Source organism: Spiroplasma endosymbiont of Dactylopius coccus, from assembly GCF_977110965.1.
Map to the genome: position 1 here is coordinate 1374094 of NZ_OZ373019.1, position 19823 is coordinate 1393916.

The 19823-nt window shown below is 22.9% G+C and carries 18 protein-coding genes; 10 read left to right on the forward strand and 8 right to left on the reverse strand.

Annotation, left to right across the window (positions count from 1 at the left end; translation table 4 throughout):
• Positions 1 to 6 precede the first annotated feature (6 nt).
• The 5 genes from gyrA to dnaA form a co-directional block, all read right to left on the reverse strand.
• Positions 7 to 2496, reverse strand: coding sequence for a DNA gyrase subunit A (gene gyrA, locus ACXUB0_RS08600; RefSeq protein ID WP_458258406.1), 2490 nt, complete (start codon positions 2494 to 2496; stop codon positions 7 to 9).
• 31 nt (positions 2497 to 2527) lie between these two features.
• A complete protein-coding gene (gyrB, locus tag ACXUB0_RS08605; protein WP_458258811.1) occupies positions 2528 to 4450 on the reverse strand; it encodes a DNA topoisomerase (ATP-hydrolyzing) subunit B in 1923 nt (640 codons plus the stop codon).
• Positions 4451 to 4689: 239 nt separating this feature from the next.
• The gene (locus ACXUB0_RS08610) at positions 4690 to 5721 is read right to left on the reverse strand and encodes an SGNH/GDSL hydrolase family protein (RefSeq protein WP_458258407.1); all 1032 of its coding nucleotides are present in this window, start codon (positions 5719 to 5721) and stop codon (positions 4690 to 4692) included.
• A 57-nt stretch (positions 5722 to 5778) separates the two neighbouring features.
• Complete coding sequence (gene dnaN / locus ACXUB0_RS08615; RefSeq protein WP_252319050.1) at positions 5779 to 6966, reverse strand: DNA polymerase III subunit beta; 1188 nt, start codon at positions 6964 to 6966, stop codon at positions 5779 to 5781.
• 180 nt (positions 6967 to 7146) lie between these two features.
• The gene (gene dnaA / locus ACXUB0_RS08620; protein ID WP_252319048.1) at positions 7147 to 8526 is read right to left on the reverse strand and encodes a chromosomal replication initiator protein DnaA; all 1380 of its coding nucleotides are present in this window, start codon (positions 8524 to 8526) and stop codon (positions 7147 to 7149) included.
• Positions 8527 to 8791: 265 nt separating this feature from the next.
• On the opposite strand from dnaA, the gene rpmH reads away from it, so the two are divergent.
• The 9 genes from rpmH to ACXUB0_RS08665 all read left to right on the forward strand — a co-directional run bounded on the left by rpmH (position 8792) and on the right by ACXUB0_RS08665 (position 14665).
• Positions 8792 to 8926: a 50S ribosomal protein L34 gene (rpmH, locus tag ACXUB0_RS08625; protein WP_174481423.1), complete on the forward strand. Its 135-nt coding sequence runs from the start codon at positions 8792 to 8794 to the stop codon at positions 8924 to 8926.
• 29 nt (positions 8927 to 8955) lie between these two features.
• Complete coding sequence (gene rnpA, locus ACXUB0_RS08630; protein WP_252319042.1) at positions 8956 to 9285, forward strand: ribonuclease P protein component; 330 nt, start codon at positions 8956 to 8958, stop codon at positions 9283 to 9285.
• Positions 9286 to 9298: 13 nt separating this feature from the next.
• Positions 9299 to 10480, forward strand: a complete 1182-nt coding sequence (yidC, locus tag ACXUB0_RS08635; protein ID WP_458258408.1) for a membrane protein insertase YidC — start codon at positions 9299 to 9301, stop codon at positions 10478 to 10480.
• Positions 10481 to 10505: 25 nt separating this feature from the next.
• A complete protein-coding gene (locus ACXUB0_RS08640) occupies positions 10506 to 10661 on the forward strand; it encodes a hypothetical protein (protein WP_458258409.1) in 156 nt (51 codons plus the stop codon).
• Positions 10662 to 10681: 20 nt separating this feature from the next.
• On the forward strand, positions 10682 to 11095 hold the full coding sequence (locus ACXUB0_RS08645; protein ID WP_458258410.1) for a Jag family protein: 414 nt from the start codon (positions 10682 to 10684) through the stop codon (positions 11093 to 11095).
• 50 nt (positions 11096 to 11145) lie between these two features.
• A complete protein-coding gene (gene mnmE / locus ACXUB0_RS08650) occupies positions 11146 to 12501 on the forward strand; it encodes a tRNA uridine-5-carboxymethylaminomethyl(34) synthesis GTPase MnmE (RefSeq protein WP_338958449.1) in 1356 nt (451 codons plus the stop codon).
• Positions 12502 to 12518: 17 nt separating this feature from the next.
• Positions 12519 to 13364, forward strand: coding sequence for a TatD family hydrolase (locus ACXUB0_RS08655; RefSeq protein WP_458258411.1), 846 nt, complete (start codon positions 12519 to 12521; stop codon positions 13362 to 13364).
• Positions 13357 to 13920 (forward strand): DJ-1 family glyoxalase III, encoded by a 564-nt coding sequence (locus tag ACXUB0_RS08660; protein ID WP_458258412.1) that lies wholly within the window; start codon positions 13357 to 13359, stop codon positions 13918 to 13920. Before ACXUB0_RS08655 ends, ACXUB0_RS08660 begins: the two co-directional genes overlap by 8 nt.
• Positions 13921 to 14212: 292 nt before the next feature.
• Positions 14213 to 14665, forward strand: a complete 453-nt coding sequence (locus ACXUB0_RS08665; RefSeq protein ID WP_458258413.1) for a hypothetical protein — start codon at positions 14213 to 14215, stop codon at positions 14663 to 14665.
• Between the two features lies 1 nt (position 14666).
• On the opposite strand, the gene ACXUB0_RS08670 is transcribed toward ACXUB0_RS08665, so the two are convergent.
• Positions 14667 to 15707 (reverse strand): Mbov_0401 family ICE element transposase-like protein, encoded by a 1041-nt coding sequence (locus ACXUB0_RS08670; protein WP_458258812.1) that lies wholly within the window; start codon positions 15705 to 15707, stop codon positions 14667 to 14669.
• Between the two features lie 697 nt (positions 15708 to 16404).
• Here ACXUB0_RS08670 and ACXUB0_RS08675 point away from each other — a divergent pair.
• Complete coding sequence (locus ACXUB0_RS08675; RefSeq protein ID WP_458258414.1) at positions 16405 to 16599, forward strand: hypothetical protein; 195 nt, start codon at positions 16405 to 16407, stop codon at positions 16597 to 16599.
• Here the strand turns inward: ACXUB0_RS08675 and ACXUB0_RS08680 are convergent, their stop codons facing one another.
• Positions 16600 to 18624: a hypothetical protein gene (locus ACXUB0_RS08680; RefSeq protein ID WP_458258415.1), complete on the reverse strand. Its 2025-nt coding sequence runs from the start codon at positions 18622 to 18624 to the stop codon at positions 16600 to 16602.
• Entirely contained in the window at positions 18572 to 19807 is a 1236-nt protein-coding gene (locus ACXUB0_RS08685) for a hypothetical protein (protein ID WP_458258416.1), read from the reverse strand. The genes ACXUB0_RS08680 and ACXUB0_RS08685 overlap by 53 nt, the downstream gene beginning before the upstream one ends.
• Positions 19808 to 19823 lie beyond the last annotated feature (16 nt).

Genomic DNA, 19823 nt, shown 5'->3' on the forward strand with positions numbered 1-19823 from the left:
CTTAAATTAATCAATAAAAATAGTTTTTTCTTTAGTGATTGGGATTGTTACAATTGAAGAAATTGCATCATCTTCTGTTTTAAATCTAATTAATTTAACACCTATAGTATTTCTACTTGTAGTTCTTATATCTTCTAAAGAAAATCTAATAACTGTACCTTTTAAAGTCATAATTAATAAATCATTACTATTATTAGTGTTACTTATTGAATTTATACCAATTAATTTTCCTGTTTTTTGAGCTAATTTCATAGAAATTACACCCTTACCACCACGATTTGCTAAACGATATTCTTCAAATCGTGATATTTTTCCATAACCTTTCTCACTAATAGAGACAACTAAATCACCATCTTGATTAGAACACATTCCAATTACATGAGTACCTTTTGTATCTATTCCTTTTACTCCGCTGGCTATTCTTGACATTACTCTAACTTGATTTTCATTGATTCTAACTGCTCGTCCATTAGCCACAGCAATAATTATTTCATTATTACCTGTAGTTTTCAGAACATCTACTAATTGATCATTTGAACGCAATTTAATAGCTATCTTACCATTTTGGTAAATAGATTTAAATTGATCTAAAGTTGAACGTTTAATAATTCCTTTTTTAGTAACAAAAAATAAATTAGCATTTATATCATAATCTTCTGATATAGCAATTATTGTTTTAATAGTCTCATTTTTTTCTGTTGCTATTAAATTAACAATTGGTGTTCCTTTAGCTGTTCTTGAATAATTTGGTACCTTATGAGCACGAATTCGATAAACTTTTCCTTTATTACTAAATATTAACAAATCAGAATGAGTTGAAGTAATTAAAACTTTATCAATATCATCAGTATTAATATCAGTGCCACCAACACCTTTAACACCAACACCACCACGATGTTGAGTTCTATATGTATCTAAAGGTAAACGTTTAATATAACCACTTTTTGAAAGCGTTATAACCACCTGTTCTTCTTTAATTAAAGCTTCATCAATAATTTCACCTTCATAATTTTCAATAATTTCAGTTCTTCTATCATCACCATAATTTTGTTTAATTGTTGTTAACTGAGAAATCATTAATTCTATTTGCTTAGAAGGTTCATTAATTAAAGTTCTTAATCGAATAATTTCTTCATTAATAAATGATAATTCATTATTTAATTTTTCTTGTTCTAAATCTGTTAAACGTTGCAGTTTCATTTCTAAAATAGCTTTAGCTTGTTTTTCAGAAAATTCAAATTTATTCTGTAAATTAGTTAATGCTTCTTCTGTTTTCTTTGATTCCTTAATTATTTTAATAATTTCATCAATATTTTGTAATGCTTTAACAAGACCAAAAATAATATGATATTGATGTTCATATTTTTTTAATTCAAAATTAGACTTATTAAGAATAATTTCAATTTGATGTTCAATATAAATTTCAATCATTTCTTTTAAATTCATTACTTTAGGTTGTTTATTATGTAATGCTAATAAATTTATTGTGAATGTTGTTTGTAATGAAGTAAATTTATATAGTTGATTTAAAATAAGTTCAGCATAATCAATATTTTTAATTTCTAATACTAATCTTATTCCTTCACGATTAGATTCATCTCGCAAATCAGTTATATAATTTACTTTTTTTTCTTGAACTGCTTTAACTATATTATTTATTAAATTAGTTTTATTAGTTTGATAAGGTATTTCTTCAACAATAATTGCAGGTTTACCATTTGATAATTTTTCAACTTTAGTTTTACTACAAACTGTTATTGTTGATCTTCCGTTTAAATAAGCATTTTTAAATGAATTTACGCCTAAAATCATTGCACCTGTAGGAAAATCAGGTCCTTTAACAATATCTAATATTTCCATAATATCACAATCAGGATTGTGAGCTACAAAAATAATTGCATCAACTATTTCTCTTAAGTTATGTGGTGGAATACTTGTTGCCATTCCAACAGCAATACCTGTTGTTCCATTAACTAATAAATTAGGAAAATAAGCTGGTAAAACACTAGGCTCTTTTTCAGCACCATCATAATTTTCAACAAAAGTAACTGTATTTTTATTTAAATCTTTAACCAACTCTCCTGCCATTTTACTCATTCTAACTTCAGTATATCTCATAGCAGCAGCACTATCACCATCAATTGAACCAAAATTACCTTGGCCATCAGCTAAAGGATAACGATAATTAAATTCTTGTGCCATTCTTACCATTGTTTCATAAACTGCAATATCACCATGAGGATGAAATTTTCCAATACATTCTCCAACAATACGTGCTGCTTTTTTATAAGGTTTATCATATGTCATACCTAAAATTGCTAAAGAATATAAAATTCGACGATGTACTGGTTTCAATCCATCTCTTGCATCTGGTAAAGCTCTTGAAACAATAACTGACATTGAATATTCTAAAAAACTAGTTCTCATTTCATCAGATATATTACGAACATATTTATTAGAAATAAATGTTTCATTTTTTTTAGTTATTTCGCTCATATATAAACTCCTAATTTTATTTTATTAACTTTTAAGCATCAATGTTTTTTACATATTTAGCATTTTCTTGAATAAATTCTTTTCGTGGAAATACATCTTTCCCCATCAATATTGAAAAAGTTTCATCTGCTTCTGAAGCATCATCAATACTTACTTGTAATAAAATTCTATGTTGTGGATCCATAGTTGTTTCTCATAATTGTGTGGCATTCATTTCTCCTAAACCTTTATAACGTTGAATGTTAAAATTAGTTCCATTAAAATTATCTTTAATTTCTTGCAATTCTTGATCATTATATGCATATTTAACAAATTTACCACTATAAAATTTATATAAAGGAGGCTGAGCTATATATATATAACCAGCATCAATTAAGGGACGCATGTAACGATAAAAAAATGTTAATAATAATGTTTTAATATGTGAACCGTCAACATCAGCATCAGTCATAATAATAATTTTATGATAACGTAATTTAGTAATATTAAATTCTTTACCAACACCACAACCAAAGGAAATAATAAGATTATTTATTTCTTCGTCAGAAAAAACTTTTAAAAGTCGTGCTTTTTCAACATTAATTATTTTCCCTCTTAATGGTAAAATTGCTTGAATTTCTCTACTTCTTCCCAACTTTGCAGTTCCACCAGCTGACTCACCTTCGACAAGAAAAACTTCTGTTTTAGTTGGATCTTTAGAAGAACAATCTGCTAATTTACCAGGTAAATTAGAAAATTGTAAAGGTTTTTTTCTCGAAGTCATAATATTCTCACGTGCTTTTTTAGATGCTAAACGTGCACTTACTGATAAAATAACTTTGTTAATAATAATTTTTGCTTCAGCAGGGTTTTCCAATAAAAATTTATTAATTATTTTTCCAGTTACATTAGAAACAATTTTTCTAACTTCAGAATTACCAAGTTTTGTTTTAGTTTGCCCTTCATATTGTGGATTAGGATGTTGAACTGAAATAATTGCTAAAATTCCTTCTTTAACATCATCACCAGTAAATGTTTCATCATTATTTTTTAAAAGATTATTTTTTTTCGCATAAGAATTCAATTCTCTTGTTAATGCTAAACGAAAACCATCTTCATGTGTTCCACCTTCAGGTGTATTAATATTATTACAAAATGAAAATATTTGAGATTCTTCACTTTCATTATATTGAAAAGCTATTTCTGTGTTTATACCATTTATTTCAAACTCTCCATAAATAATTTCATGTTTTAAAGATTCAAATTTATTATTTAAAAAGGCAACATATTCTTTAATGCCCCCTTCATAACAAAAAGTTTCTTCTTTATTTTCACGTTCATCAATAACTTGAATAGTTAAACCTTTATTTAAAAAAGCAAGTTGTCTTAACCTTGTTTTAATTATTATAAAACTAAAATTTACAGTTTCAGTAAAAATACTTTCATCAGGTTTAAATAAAACAGTTGTTCCTTTTTTATCACTTTGTCCAATAACTGCCAATGGTAATTCTGGTTTACCACCTTCAATATATTTTTGAAAAAAAATATTACCATCACGGTAAATAGTAACTTCCAAATACTTACTTAAAGCATTTACTACTGAAGCACCAACACCATGCAAACCACCTGATACTTTATAAGAACCATTATCAAATTTTCCACCAGCATGTAATGTAGTAAAAACCGTTTCTACTGTTGAAATATTAGTCTTTGGATGTATATCAGTAGGAATACCTCGACCATTATCTTTTACTAATATTTCATTATTTTTAGTAATAGTTACAGAAATTTTTGTACAAAAACCGGCAATAACTTCATCAACAGCATTATCAACTATTTCTCAAACTAAGTGATGTAATCCTCTTTCTGCAGTGGAACCAATATACATTCCAGGTCGTTTTCTAACTGCTTCTAGTCCTTCTAAAACTTGAATTGAGTTAGCATTATAATCATTTTGAGTCCTTGTGCTCACTATTTTCACTCTCTTTCATCATTAAATATTTTCATTAATTTAATAATGAAAATATTTAAAATTTCAAAAATAAATTCAAAAAAAGACTTTTTATTCTTTAAAATAAGCATATTATTTTACATTTTATGTATAAATTATACATTTTTTTTGATTTAAAACAACATATTTTTTTTAAAAGAAAAATTAAAAAATCTTTATTCAAAAATAATAAATTACTTTTTTAAAAATATTTAACAAAAAATCTATTTAAAATTTTCTATTAAATTAATAATACTATTTGCCATTTGTTGATGAAATCACATACCTGGATGAAACTCATCAAAATAAAAATATTTATTTAAATTACTTTCATTAACTCCAGAATTAAAAACTGGTTTATAAGAATATTTTGTTTCTTTAGACATCATTTTACAAATTGTAGCACTAGTTTCAACAATTCCATCTGGAATTTTATTTTTAAAATTATTCATATCAGTTGCTAATTCTCTTGAAAGAAAAAAAGGTGTAATAATATTTTTATAAATTATTTTCATTTCTAATATCATTTTTTTTCATCGTTTTTGATATTCAATACATGTTTTACGTGCTATTTGTATTTTTTGTTGATTATTATGTAATATCTTTTTAATTTTTGGTGTTAATGTTAAGTCAGGAACATCACTAATAATAATTTTATTTGCACCATTTTTAATTAATAATTTTATTGCTTTTTTTTCTTCATTTATTACATTATTAATCTTACTGTTAATAATAATAGGATCTGTTTTATTCATTAAATTACCAATATCATTAGCTCCCATTTCTATTCAAATAACATCTTTTTTTTGTAAAGAATGTTGTAGTAACAACATTTGTGTTTGATGAGACAATTCAAAAGTTTTAATAATATCTAAATTATTATCACTGCTATCAGCAACTTCTCCTCCATAAGCATAATTATTACCCAAACTTTGAAATGTTTTACCATTGATGTTAAATAATCACCCAGGTTTAAAATTAATATTTAATTTTTCAGCAATTAATTGTGAAGCTACTTTATTATTACTTCAACAATTATTATAATAAGGTTTATCTAATTGAAAATGTTTAAATTTACTATTACTATTTTCTAAATATTGATTTTGTGCAAATGTTCCTGCACCAGTATCTGATAAACTATCTCCTAAAACATAAAATTCACTAATACTATCTTGCTTATTTTTACAAGCAATTATATTTAAATTAGTAAAAATTAAAATAGTAAACATACTTAACAATTGTAATTTCTTCTTCATTATTTTTTACCTTTTCTTAGCTTATTAATTAAAAATAACTATTTTAGTTATATCATATTATTTTTCTCCAATTGGTAAAACTAGTTGTAATAACCCAGTTTCTTCTTCACTATCAATAATTGTATAATTTTTTGGTCAAGAAATTTTCAAATTTACTTTTTTACATTTATTAAAAGATTTTAAAGCATTAATAATTAATTTTGAATTAAAAACTACTTTTATTTCTTCTTTTAAACTTTTAGATTTCACAATATGAAATTTTTTAAATTGTTCAATTACTTCACCTATACTATCATTATTAGATAAACAATTAATTTTAAAATCATTTTTTTCCACATTGATTCAAAATTGAATCATAGGTGAAGTATCTTTTTTTGCTAAAATTATTGATAATTCAATAATTTTTAAAAATTCTCTAACGTTATTAATTTCAATAATATTTTTTTCTTTTTCTATAATATTTTTAATAATATCATCCGTATTTGGATAAGTACCTTCAATCATTCGTGTTTGAAATAAAAAATTTTCAATTTCAATAATTAAATTATAATCATTTTCAAAATAAAAATTTATATTTGAATTTAAATCACTAGTAATTTTATCAATTTCATTTAATAAATGAACTGGAATATTAAACTCTTTATTACTAAATTCTAATTTTTCTTCAAAAGAAAATCACTTTTTTGCTAAACAATATCCATCAGTTGCTGTAACAAATAACTTTTGATCATTAAATTTAAAATTAATTCCACTTAATGCTGGTTTATTATTGTTTGTATTTGTTGCAAAAGCAATTTGTTCATTTATATTTTGTAACAAACTTTTATTAAAAGATACTTTATTTTTAATATTTTTATTAAAGTTAATTTTTGGAAATTTTTCAATTGTCAATGTACTTAGTTTGAAGATAAAATCATTATTATCGTTTTTAAAATTACTAATGATTAAGTTATTAATTTTAAGTTCAAATAAAATTCATTCATCTTCTAATTTACTAAAAATATCATAAATAATTTTAGTATTAATTAATACCGAACCAATATTTAATATTTTTAAATATTTTTCATTATTATTTAGTTCATATTTTAATGATAAATTACCATTAGATGCGGTTAAAATTATTTTTTCTTTTTCAACTTCTAATAAAAAACAAGATAATTCTTCATAATTGTTATTAGAAATTGTTATTTTTATTATTTTTTTTATTATTTTGAATAATATAGAACTTTTGATTTCGATTTTCATAAATATCTCCCATTTTTAAACATTAATAATTAATTATATATTATATATATTAATTACTATTATTTATTTAATTATTATTAATATTAAAATGTGGATTAATGTGAATAACTAATTTTAACTTATAAAATCATTAAAAAATCAGGATTTTATAAGTTAATAATTTATGATTAAAATAGTGGATTAATTGTGTTTTAAACATTCACGTGATAATCTTTCAATATTTTTTTTAAATTCATAATTAGTTTCAATATTTTTTTTAATTTTGTTATAAGCATTCATTACTGTTGTATGATCTTTACCTCCAAATTCAGAACCAATTTTTGTATATGATTCATTTAAAAGTGTTTTTATTAAATACATTGCTACATGGCGTGCTATTGTTATCGTTTTAACTCTAGAAGTACTAATCAATAATTTGATTGGAATATTATAATATTCAGATACAATTGTTTTAATTTTTTTAATAGTTAGTTTTTCTTTTAATGAAGTATTTGATGTTTTAAAAGCTTTCATAACGTCTTCAAGCACTATTAAATGATTAGGCTTTATATATAAAATGCTATAAAAAATTAATCTATTTAATGCTCCTTCTAATTTTCTAACATCACTATTAAAATTTAAAGCAATAAAACTTAAAGATTCTTCAGTAAAAATACTTGGATCATAATTTAAAGACTTAATTTTTTCTTTTAAAATAATTAATGAAGTTTCAAAATCTGGTGAATCAATACCAACACTTAAACCACTTTGAAATCTTGAAACATTTCTTTCTTCAAAACCATATAAATCATCAGGATGTTTATCTGATGTAATAACAATTTGTTTTTGTTTGTTAACAAAACTATTAAATATATGAAAAAATATTTCATTTGTTTTACTACGATTAGCTAAAAATTGAATATCATCAACTAGAAGAACATCGTATTGATTAAATGAATCTTTAAATTTTTCAATATCATTAACATTTTGTTTAATAATTTCTGGTACCATACGACCAAATTCTTCAGAAGATAAGTAAAGTACTTTTTTTTGATTATTATATTTTGTTAGTATTTCATTTTCAATAGCATGAAGTAAATGTGTTTTTCCTAATCCAGAATTACCATAGATAAATAAGGGATTTCAATACCTACCAAGTTCTATGGTAATTGAAAATGCTGCTTGATAAGCATCGTTATTTGATTCACCTTTAACAAAGTTATTAAATTGAAATTGTTTTTTAATTTGTTGCAATTTATTAAATTCAACAAAATCTTTTTCTACATATATTTTTTGTTTCTTTGCTTCATTAAGTTCTAAAAATTCAATTTGAAGATTTTGTTGAATAATTCTTTCCAAAATTTCTTTAACTTTAAATGTTATATTTTTAGTTAAAATTTCTTTTGCAAATAGTGAATCAACAATAATTAAACATTTATTTTCAAAAATATCATAAATATAAGTGTTTTTAATATAGTTATTAAAAATACTTGGATCAATCATTTCATCATATTGAAGAAAATTTCTAACTTTATTTCAAATATTTTGAAAGTTTTCTCGTTTATTATCAGTGTCATTCATTTTAAAAACCTCTTTAATTAATATAATTATTGTGGATAAATTGTGGATTAATGTTGATAACTTTTTTATAATTATAATCTGTATTATACTTTTAAAAAAAATAAAAAAAATAATATTTATTATTTAATATTATAAATGATTTATTTTTTTGTTAAACTAATATTGTTTTTATTAAAAACAAACAGAATAATTTGTTAAGATATAAATATTATGTTAGAATACTCTTAATGATTTTTTATTAGAATTTTAAAAAAAGGAGAAAAAAATGAAACCGACATATCAACCAAGTAAGAGAAAACATCAAAAAACTCATGGTTTTTTTGCAAGAATGAAATCTGCGACAGGGATTAATGTTATTAAAAGAAGACGTCAAAGAGGACGTAAAAAATTAACAGCATAGTTTAAAAAATAAAATAAGGTGAACAAAATATGGAAAAAAAATACCGCCTTTTGAAAAATCATCATTTTAAATATTTAATTAATGAAGGAAAAAGTATTTCAAATGGTCAATTTTTTATCTATTATATGAATAGAGTAGATTTTGAAACTATACGAGTAGGTGTATCAGTAGGAAAAAAACTAGTTCGTTTTGCTTTTGCACGTAATAAGATTAAACGTCAAGTACGAGGAATGTTAGTAGATATTAAAAAAGATTGACCAGTAGATATAGTAATTATGATTAGAAAAAATTATTTATCTAATACATATGAAGAAAATCTTAGATCTTTATTACATCTTTTAATGAAAATCCCATTATAGGAGAGTAAAATTAATGCAATATAAAAAGTTTTTATTTCCTGAACAACAGAAAAAAAACGTTTGATTAAAAATAACATGAAAATGAACTAAAATTATTTTAGGGACTTTTTTATTGATGTCAACACTTTGAGGTTGCGGTCAGACTATGGGTGATCCTAATGTTGCAACTAGTGATGTTATTTCAGCTTATGATTTTCAAAAATATAATGTAGCGGCTGTTTTTTTTGAATTACTTATTGGTAACAGTGATGTAGCAAAAAATCACATTTTTCATTTTAATGGTAATAATATTTATGAATATGGATTTACAGGGATTAGAACATGAAGTGAAGCTTGAACGCAAACTAAATCACCGTTCTTTGGAATGTTTGTTTATCCAATTGCTTGAATCTTAGTTAGTATTTCTGCTGGATTAAGTGGTGGAGTTGATGTAAATTCAAAATATTGATCAGTAAGTGTTATTTTTGCTATTATTTTTACAACCTTAATTATTAAACTTATTACATTAGTATTTACTTTTAAAGCCCAACAAAATCAGGAAAAAATGCAATCAGTGCAAATGAAAACTTCCGAAATTCAAGCCAAATATAAACATTCACGTGATCCAAGTGCAAAACAAAAACAACAAATGGAATTAATGGCTATTTATAAAAAAGAAGGAATAAATCCAATGGCTGCTTTTATTCCAATGTTTTTATCACTTCCTTTCTTAACAGCTATGTTTACTGTTATGAAATCAACTAATTTATTAAAAAATACTGTTGTTGGTGCTATTAGTTTAGTTGAACAACCATGAACTATGGTTACCCATGGCCAATTTATGTATTTAATAATTATTGTTATATATATACCAACACAATTAGTTTCTATGTTATTACCGATGTTTTTAAATCGTTTACGACAGAAGATTAAAACTAAAGAAGCAAAAGCTGCATTAAAAAAACAAGTTATTATTCAAAGCGTTATGATTTTTATGTTTTTATTTTATGTATGTGTTGCTCCTTCAGGATTAGGCATTTATTGAATTATTTCTGGAATATTACAAATATTTCAAACTCTTGGTTTTCATTACTATAATAAACATAAACGTAGCCGTTATAAAAAAAATGGTACAATTAGTACACCATTTTCAAGTAAGATTAAAAAGATATTTACAAAATCTGAAATAGTTGTTCAACCTAAAAAAAATAAGTAATTTATTATAATGTGGAGAAAAAAAGATGGAAATTAAATCATTTAAAAAAAATACTGATTTAGAAAAAACTATCAAAAATTTACCCCCCAAGACATTTTATATAAAATTAGGTATAGAAGTTTATTTAAAACCATTACTAAAATTTTTATTTTTAACGAAAATGATGTTAAAAATTATTTAAATGATAAATGACATGATTTATTGGAACTTTTTAATATAAAAAATTATCAAGAAGAAATAATATTAAGTGGCAATAAATTTTATATTAATATTAATTGTAAAAATGAAAATTCAATTTTAATTGGCAAAAAAAGTTATACAATTAGTGCTTTACAAAATTTACTTATTACTTATTTAGAAACAAAATTTAAAAGAAACTATCAAATAGTAATAAATGTTAATAATTATTTAAATATTCAAAAACAAAATTTAAAAATTAGAATATATGAAATTATAAAAAAAATAAGAATAAGTAAAGAAATGTTTCATTTTGAATCAATGCCTAATAATCAAAGAAAAATTATACATAAAATAGTTAAAAATATTGAAGGAATATCAAGTTTTTCTGAAGGTATAGGTTATAACCGTCATGTAGTAATTAGATTGGAAAATTAGAGTAATCTAAGATTTTAAATCTTAGATTGTTTAAATGAAAAGAGGAAAAAATGTTAAATGATACTATTACTGCAATTGCAACCGCCCCTTTAAATCAAGCAATTAGTATTATTAGAATTTCAGGAAAAGATACTTATGAGCTATTAAATAAGGTTTTTGATAAAGATATTTTAAATCAAAAAGGTCACACTTTAATAACAGGATATATTATTGATCATAATAAGAATAAAATTGATCAAGTTGTTTTGGCATGTTATCGCGCTCCCAAATCTTTTACAGGTGAAGATACAATTGAAATTAATTGTCATGGTGGAGTGCTAATAACACAAAAAATTTTGCAATTATTACTATCTACAGGTATGAGAATGGCAACAAGAGGAGAATTTACGAGAAGAGCTTACTTAAATGATAAAATTGATTTAATTGAAGCAGAAGATATTAATGATTTAATTATGGCTGAAAATAATACTATTTTAAAAACCGCTATTAATAGTTTAAGTGGTAAAACAAGAATACTAATTGATGAATTATCTTCAGAATTACTAACTTTAATTGCTAATATAACAGTTAATATTGATTATCCTGAATACGATGGGGTTGAGGAAAAAACAATTAATAATGTTATTCCTTTAGTTGAAAAATTTTTAAATAAAATAAAAGTTATTAAAGAACATAGTAAAATTACTAAAACTATAAAAGAGGGAATTAATACAGTTATTATTGGAAAACCTAATGTTGGAAAATCTTCCCTATTAAATGTGCTTTTAAATGAAGATAAAGCTATTGTTTCTAATGAAGAAGGAACAACAAGAGATCTGGTAGAAGGCAAAATTAATTTGGGTGATATTAGTTTAAATTTAATTGATACAGCAGGTATACGTCATACTTTAAATGATATCGAAAAAGCAGGTATTGATAAATCACATAAGGCTTTAAACGAAGCAGATTTAATAATATTAGTACTAGACGGTTCAAAAGATTTAAGTATTGAGGATAAACAATTATTAGAAAAAATAAAACATAAAAATTACCTTATTGCTATTAATAAAACGGATTTAAGGTTAAAATTAAAATTAGACATTAAAAATAATTTTAATGTGGTAAAAGTTAGTGCAATAATGGGCGAAATTGAAAATCTAATTTTAGGAATAAAAAATAAAATTATAACTACTGAAATTAATTTTGATAAAGAATTACTTTTTGCGAATACAAGACAATTAGCATATTTGGATGAAATTGAACTTAGTATTTCAGAAGCATTAAAAGATTTAAAAAAGAATATTTCGATAGACTTAATTATTGTTCACTTACAAACTGCATGAAATAAGATTTTAGAAATGCAAGGTAAAAAATTTGAAACTGATTTATTAGATGAAATTTTTAAAAGATTTTGTTTAGGAAAATAAAAGGGAAGGTAAAATATATGGCTAATAATGGAATTTTTGATACTCATTGTCATTTAATGTCAAAACATTATGATGAAACAGAAATATTAAAATTATTAACTGATGCTTATTCAGCAGGTGATAGTATTGGTAGTATTTGTAATGTTGGTTTTGACTTAAATACCAGTAAGCAAGCTGTTAGTCAAATTTATGAATTTGAGAGTGAAGAAAAAATTCCTAATCTTTATGCAGTTGTAGGTATTCATCCAACAGAAGTAAATACTTGCGATAGTAATACTATTTCAGAATTGAAAAAATTAATAGCAACCGGTAAAGTAGTTGCTATTGGTGAAATTGGATTAGATTATTATCATAAATTTACAGAACCACAATTGCAAAAAAAATGATTTATTGAACAACTAAAATTAGCTAAAGAACATAAATTACCTGTATTATTACATATTCGTAATGCGTTTGAAGATGTTTTTGAAATTATTAAAAAAGAAAATATTACTAATGGTGTTCTTCATTGTTTTACGGGAACAAAAGTAATAGCTGAAAAATTTATAAAACAAGGTTTTTATATTTCTTTTGCAGGTAATGTGACATATAAAAATGCTTTGAAGTTACAAGAGGTAGCAAAAAATATACCAATTAATAAAATATTAGTTGAAACAGATGCGCCATATTTAACTCCTGAACCAAAAAGAGGCAAAAATCCCAAAAATGGATTAACAATTAATCATCCAGAAAATATAATATTTACAGTTAATAAAATAGCTGAATTAAAGAAGATCCCAAAACAAAGTATTATTAATGCAACTAGGGAAAATGCTATTAATGTTTTTAAATTAAATAATGAATTGAAAAGAAATAATGAGTAATAATGAGAAGTTTAAAGTAGCCATTTTTTTAGCAACAGGCTATGAAATGGGTGAAGTAATAATTACTATTGATCTATTAAGAAGGGCTAATATTATTATTGATTTAGTAAGTATTGAAAATGACTTAAAAATCAAATCAAGTCATAATGTTTTTATTTTATGTGAAAAGAAAATCAGTGATATTGATTTGTTAAGTTATAAGATGCTAATTTTACCGGGTGGTAAAATCGGAGTAGAAAACTTAAGCAAAAATGAATTATTAAAATCAATGTTAGTTATTTTTGCTAAAGATAGTAATAAGTTTATTGCTGCTATTTGTGCAGCACCGCAAATTTTAGGGCAATTAAATTTAATAGATAACAAAAAAATTACGCATTATCCAGGCACTAATATTGGTTTAAATAAAAGTATTATTTTAGATGAAAAAGTAGTAGTTGATAATAATATTATAACTGGAAAATCAATTGGTGCTGTATTTGAATTTGGTTTAAAGTTAATTGAAGTTTTAGAAAGTAAAGAAATTAGTGAACAAATTAAAAAACAATTAGTTTTTTAATTTGTATTTTTTTATATAAAGTTAAAGTTATTACTTTTAAAATAGTTAATGGCTTATACTTTTTATACAGTTAAAATAATAATTTTAAATATAAAATACAGGGAGATTGTCAAAAATCCGGAATAAATTAAATGGTTGTAGTCTTATTATTTTTTAGACAAGAAATAATTTGGATTTTTATGAAATTGTACATTCATCTTACTATTTTTTAAAAGATAATACAACTAAAATACTTATAATTAAGTTTAGTAAGTGTTAAACTTATGAAGTAATATTTAAGGAGAATTTAAAGATGAAAATTAAAACACTGAAAAAATTACAATTAATAACTGTATCACTATTTATTTTAACTATTTTAATTATAATTAATGGACTATTATTACTTGGTTTATTTCACGGAAAAGAAGTAGTAACTGTTAAAAATAATTATTTATTTAAAAATACAAAACGTTTAATATATGAATATAATGGTTTTACTTTGTGAAGTAAATATAGTTGATTAACCAATAATAATATTTCTTTTAAATATTTTGGAAATGAATATATTATTGATAATTATTATAGTTATCCTTTATTATGGTTAAAAATTGCAGTTATTTTTTCTACAATTGTAGTTCCGATTTTTGTCTCTATAATTTTGTCATTAACATTCTTAATTATTGGTTTAAAAAGAAAAATAAAAAATAATAATTTTTGAGATGCTATTGCAAATTGTGAAATAATAAGTAATTATTACATTCATTAAATTATGTTTCTAAATTTATTTTATTACATTTAAAAATAACCATTTTAATGTAAATACTAATATTATATGTTCTATTACCAAGCATTTCTTTTAAAACATGTCAAATATTAGTTTCAGTAAAGCAACCTATATTTCACTTTGCACCTTGATTTTCAATACCTTGTTTATTATTTTTAAAATACTGTTTTTTTAATTTTTTATGATTATCTAATTCTTTATATAAATAGTTAATTAATTCATCATATTGACCATTATTAATTAAATTTTTACAGTGATTATATTCTTTTAAATATTTTCCTTTATTTCCCGCCATTATTCCAAGATATAATGTTCTAATTAAATGAAATTTATCTAAAACAAACTGTGCACCTAAATAATCAGCAACTTCTTTAATTCATCCTGCACTATCACCACAAATAATAATTTTTGCTTGTTCAATATTTTCATAAAATTTTTGACAATGCTCTTTAACAAATTCAGCAGTCTTTTTAACTCCAATTACTGTTCTTGTTGGTCTTATAATTGCCTTTACTCTTTTATTTTGTACTTTGTGATTAATATTATCTGTATATGTTACTATTAATCGCATAGAGTGTTTTATACCTTTACGTTTAAAATTTCAAAATTTTCGATGACCATCATCAATTGCTACAAAAATAGGTTGATTTTTTTCTAATTTTACTTTTTCTGGATTTGCTTCAATTACTTCTAAATTTTTAAAAATTCTATGAACAGTAATAACACTAATACCTGCTTTTTTACAAATAGCACAAATATCATGATATCTTTTTCCATCAGCAAAATATTCAATAATAGTTTGTTCAACATCTTCACCAATTCTTTTATATTTAGGTAATTTTAGTCATTCATCAACTAAACAAACACGAACTCATTTTTGTAATTCTTCATTAAAATATTCATAAATTCTTCTTTTATAAGTTACCATTCCATATAATGTTTTTCTTGTTCGATATTGATAATCAACAATTTTATATTTCTTTTTATCTCTTGTTTTAAATATTCTTCAATCTCATTTTTCTAATTTATTTGTTAGAACCTGTTTAGGATCTTTTTTAACTTATTTTTGATTAAATTAATATCATAAATGTTATTTTATAGTTGAAAAATAAATTTTTAATCGATAAGTTGTCAAATGATAAAATCTTTTTAACAAAAAAATGACAAAGAAAATAAAATGTTAATTAACTGTCAGGTTAGAAATAATTATTCCCTTTTTTAGTTTAATTATGTTTAAAAGATTCCAAACAGGTTCTTATATGTTCTAAAACTAGTTTATCAATTTTGGCATATTGTTCTCTAAAATTTCATTTATAATTAAAATTCATATTATTCTCCTAACTATTTTTTAAAAATCTAAATTTATTGTAAATATTTTTAAAATATTAATTTACTTGTTTATTATATAAATATATAAGTGTAATTTAAAATTAAATAAAAATTATTTAAAAAACAACTTTCATATTTAACATATAATAAACAATTTCAATATAATTAATAGTTATAGGTCTCATAAAATAAACGCCTTGCATTTAGGCGTTATTTTTCGTTTAAAAGCATACTTGTAAAAATAATCAAAAATAGTACAATTTAAAAGTAAAATCAAGGAAAAAAGGAGTAATTTAAGATGAAAACATGAATAAAAACAAATTTAAGTAAAATTACATTAGCATTAGCACTAACTGGTGCTACAACTGGAACAATAGGATTAATCATGGGGGGTGCTTACCCATAATATAGGTACTAATGTTAAATCTTATTTAGAACCCAATGGAGAAGTAGTATTAGGAACAACAACTATTTGATGAAATAAATGGTATAATCCTAATAAAACAGATTTATATTTTTCTAAATTTAAACATCATGATGAAGATATAAAATGAGATGGTACTTATACAGATAATTATTTTGAATAGTTATATTTCTAAATTTATATAAGAAATATTTTCATTGTATTTATCAAATAAACTAATATTATTTAAATTAATTTCTTGTTTATCAGTTATTAAAATTAAATTATAATTTTTGGCACCAAATATACCACTAATTTCAATCCGATTTAAGTTATTAATCGGATTTTCAATTTGTAATTCAAATTCACTATTATTATCAATTTGTGATAGTTCTTTATAAAATTCCAATTTAGAAAATAATTGAGATTTATTTGAACCATATAAATTTAAAGCACTTTTAATTTTACCTTTATCAATAATTGTTCTTGTAAAATATTTTCCATATTCACCATTACCTAATGTTCAATCAGCAGGAATTAATGAGGGAATATTATTACTTTCTAGTTCATTTGTTATAGATAATCAGTTAAATTGGTTATCATCTAGTTTGAATAATTCATTTTGACTAATGTCATTGTTTTTTAGTTTAATATTATTTATATCTGTAAAATCAAAATACTCAGATTTTAATATAACTTTGGTATCTTTAAATCTTCAAATATCTTTACCAGTAGGTTTTATTGGACTGGATTTTAATTCAAAATAGTATGGTAACAAAATTTTATTATCATCATTTAAACCTTTATTAATTGACATAATTGAATAAATATTATTTGATAACATAATTACTAGTTTCTTAAAAATATGAACTTGTGGTAGATTTATATAATTCGGATAATCCAATTTTCATTGTTTAAATAAGTTAGTTATTACTTCTTCGGGTTTTTGTCCTTCAAATTTTGCTCTTAACTTTGCAATTTCATTATCTGGTCTACCTTTATCATCATATGTAGCACCTTCAAAATTTCTATTATAGTTATATGTGTAACTTAGCATATCTAATAATAGTTGTTGTAGACTGTCAACTGGTGGTTTATCATTTATTTCGATTTCAACATCTTGAAAATTATTATCAGTAGCAATTCATAATGCAGTTGCTCCAATTGAACCCATACCATAGATTTCTTTATCAATTAAATGTTTTGAATTTGATAAAGGTCAGTTTGGTTTAGAACCAGCAAATTGACCAATTCAAAAATTAGTTACTCTTGCATTATTAAAAATTTCTCTTCTTGTTTCTTTACCACCACCAATAGCAATTAAATCTAAAACTGATTTTTCTTGTCCAATAAATTGTTTTGCTAATTTTCATGGTAATATTTGTTCACTAAATCATTGTTGTAATATTCTAACTTTTGGTTGAGTTTCAATAGGCATTGATAATAGCGGAAATGCTATCTTATCTTTAACAAATAACTTTGGGTATACTTCCATATTATCAACTTCACCAAGTACCTTTATATTGCCGAAAATCATGCTTCTAGGGGCTTTAATTTTTAAACCAATAACTTTGGTATCTTTATCTAATGGTTTTTGTAATTTAATAATGATTGGATAACCATCTCTTGTTTTAAAATCTTTAATTTTAATAATAGTTATACTTTTAGTACTTCTTGTTTTTGGATTTTGATAAGGTTGTGAATAATTATTAATAATATATAAATTATCAATATTATTTTCAGTTAAAGGTTCATTAATAGATACTGCATATAATTTAAATTGATTTAATAAATTTATTTCTTGAAATATTAAATTTTTAATATCAGTCATACTATATTCAATTGTATTATCATTAATATTTGTACTTGCTCTTTGATTTAATTGCATAGTAAAATCTGATGTTTCAACAGCAGTAGTTTTTAATACTTTATCAATATCAATAAAACCAATTTTAATAGTATTTGCTGAAAATTTTAAACTATTATTTTCATTATTTTTAAATAAACGTTCAATTTCATAAATATATAAAGTTCTTAGTTTAAATTCATCATATGCTCTTTTAAGCTCAGGGTCACCTTTGCTACTCATAAGATTAGTAAAGTCATAAGGAATATTGTCAATTAAATAATCATTTTCTACTTCTGCTTGATTAAGTTTAGTTTGTTTCTGTGGAAACTTCGTTTGTGGTTTGTTGTTTTGATTGTCCATTGTTTTCTCCTATTAATTGGTTATTTTCGGGATTAAATAATTTTAATCTCACTGTTAAATTATTAATTTCTTGTTCATCATTAATGTTAAATGTTTTACTATTTAATAAATCTTTATCTAAACGTACTAATATTTGAATAAATTTAAGAATATCAATATTAAATTGTCATAACTTTTGTTCAATATAATTAATAGTTGAAATATTTACAGCTGTACTTTCTGGTACTGATTGTTGTGCAGATTTCTTTTGACTTGGAATATGAATGCCACAACGTTTAAATATTTCATTAACATTTCAATCGTATATATCAGTCAAATTTTTACCTTTAAAATTACTACTTGTCATATTGATATTTTCATTTTGTTCATTATTATCTCCGCCACTTTTAAAAATATAATTTTTAGTAACTAATATTCTTACAGCATCTTCTAATAAATCTTTTACATTACCATAAGTTGAATTAAAAATAAACTTTGGTGAGTTTAAAATTGTATCTAAAACAATTTTTTCATAAATAACATCTAATGCTTTAATTTTATCCATTACTTTATTACAATCTGCTAATTCATTTGCTTTATTTCGCATAATTGCTATTGGTATATAGTTAATATTTAGTATTTGTTCTTGTGCTAAATTAGGGTTATTAATGAACGATTTAAAATCTAGTGGAAATTGTTTTTTGCTATCATTAACACTATAAATTGCACGATTAATAGTTACTTGTTCATTATTTAATGTATAAACTTCAAATAATCTTACAGTTTGTGCATTTTGTTGATAACTATCATAAAAAATAGTACATTGAATTAATTTACCAGTAATATCATAAACTCTTTGTTGTATATCAACTACTTGAAAATATAAGTCATCATTTGCAATAAAAATTAAATAACCACTAATTCCCAATTTACTTAATTTAAAAATAGAATTTCAATTTTTTCTATAAAATTCTTGTTGAATTAAATACTGCTTAATAGTTTCATTGTTAATATCTAGTGGAGCATTATATAAATTAGCATTATTTTCTGCTACAAAATCAGTAAAATATGTTTCATGATTAAAATCATTAAAACCAAAATAACTTAAAATAGAAGCATGTGTACTTTTACCTTTTAAAAAAGTTAATTTAGTTTTTTCTTCATTATTAGTGCTTTTATCTCTTCTTAAAAATCTACCTAACATAATATTCACCACCTTT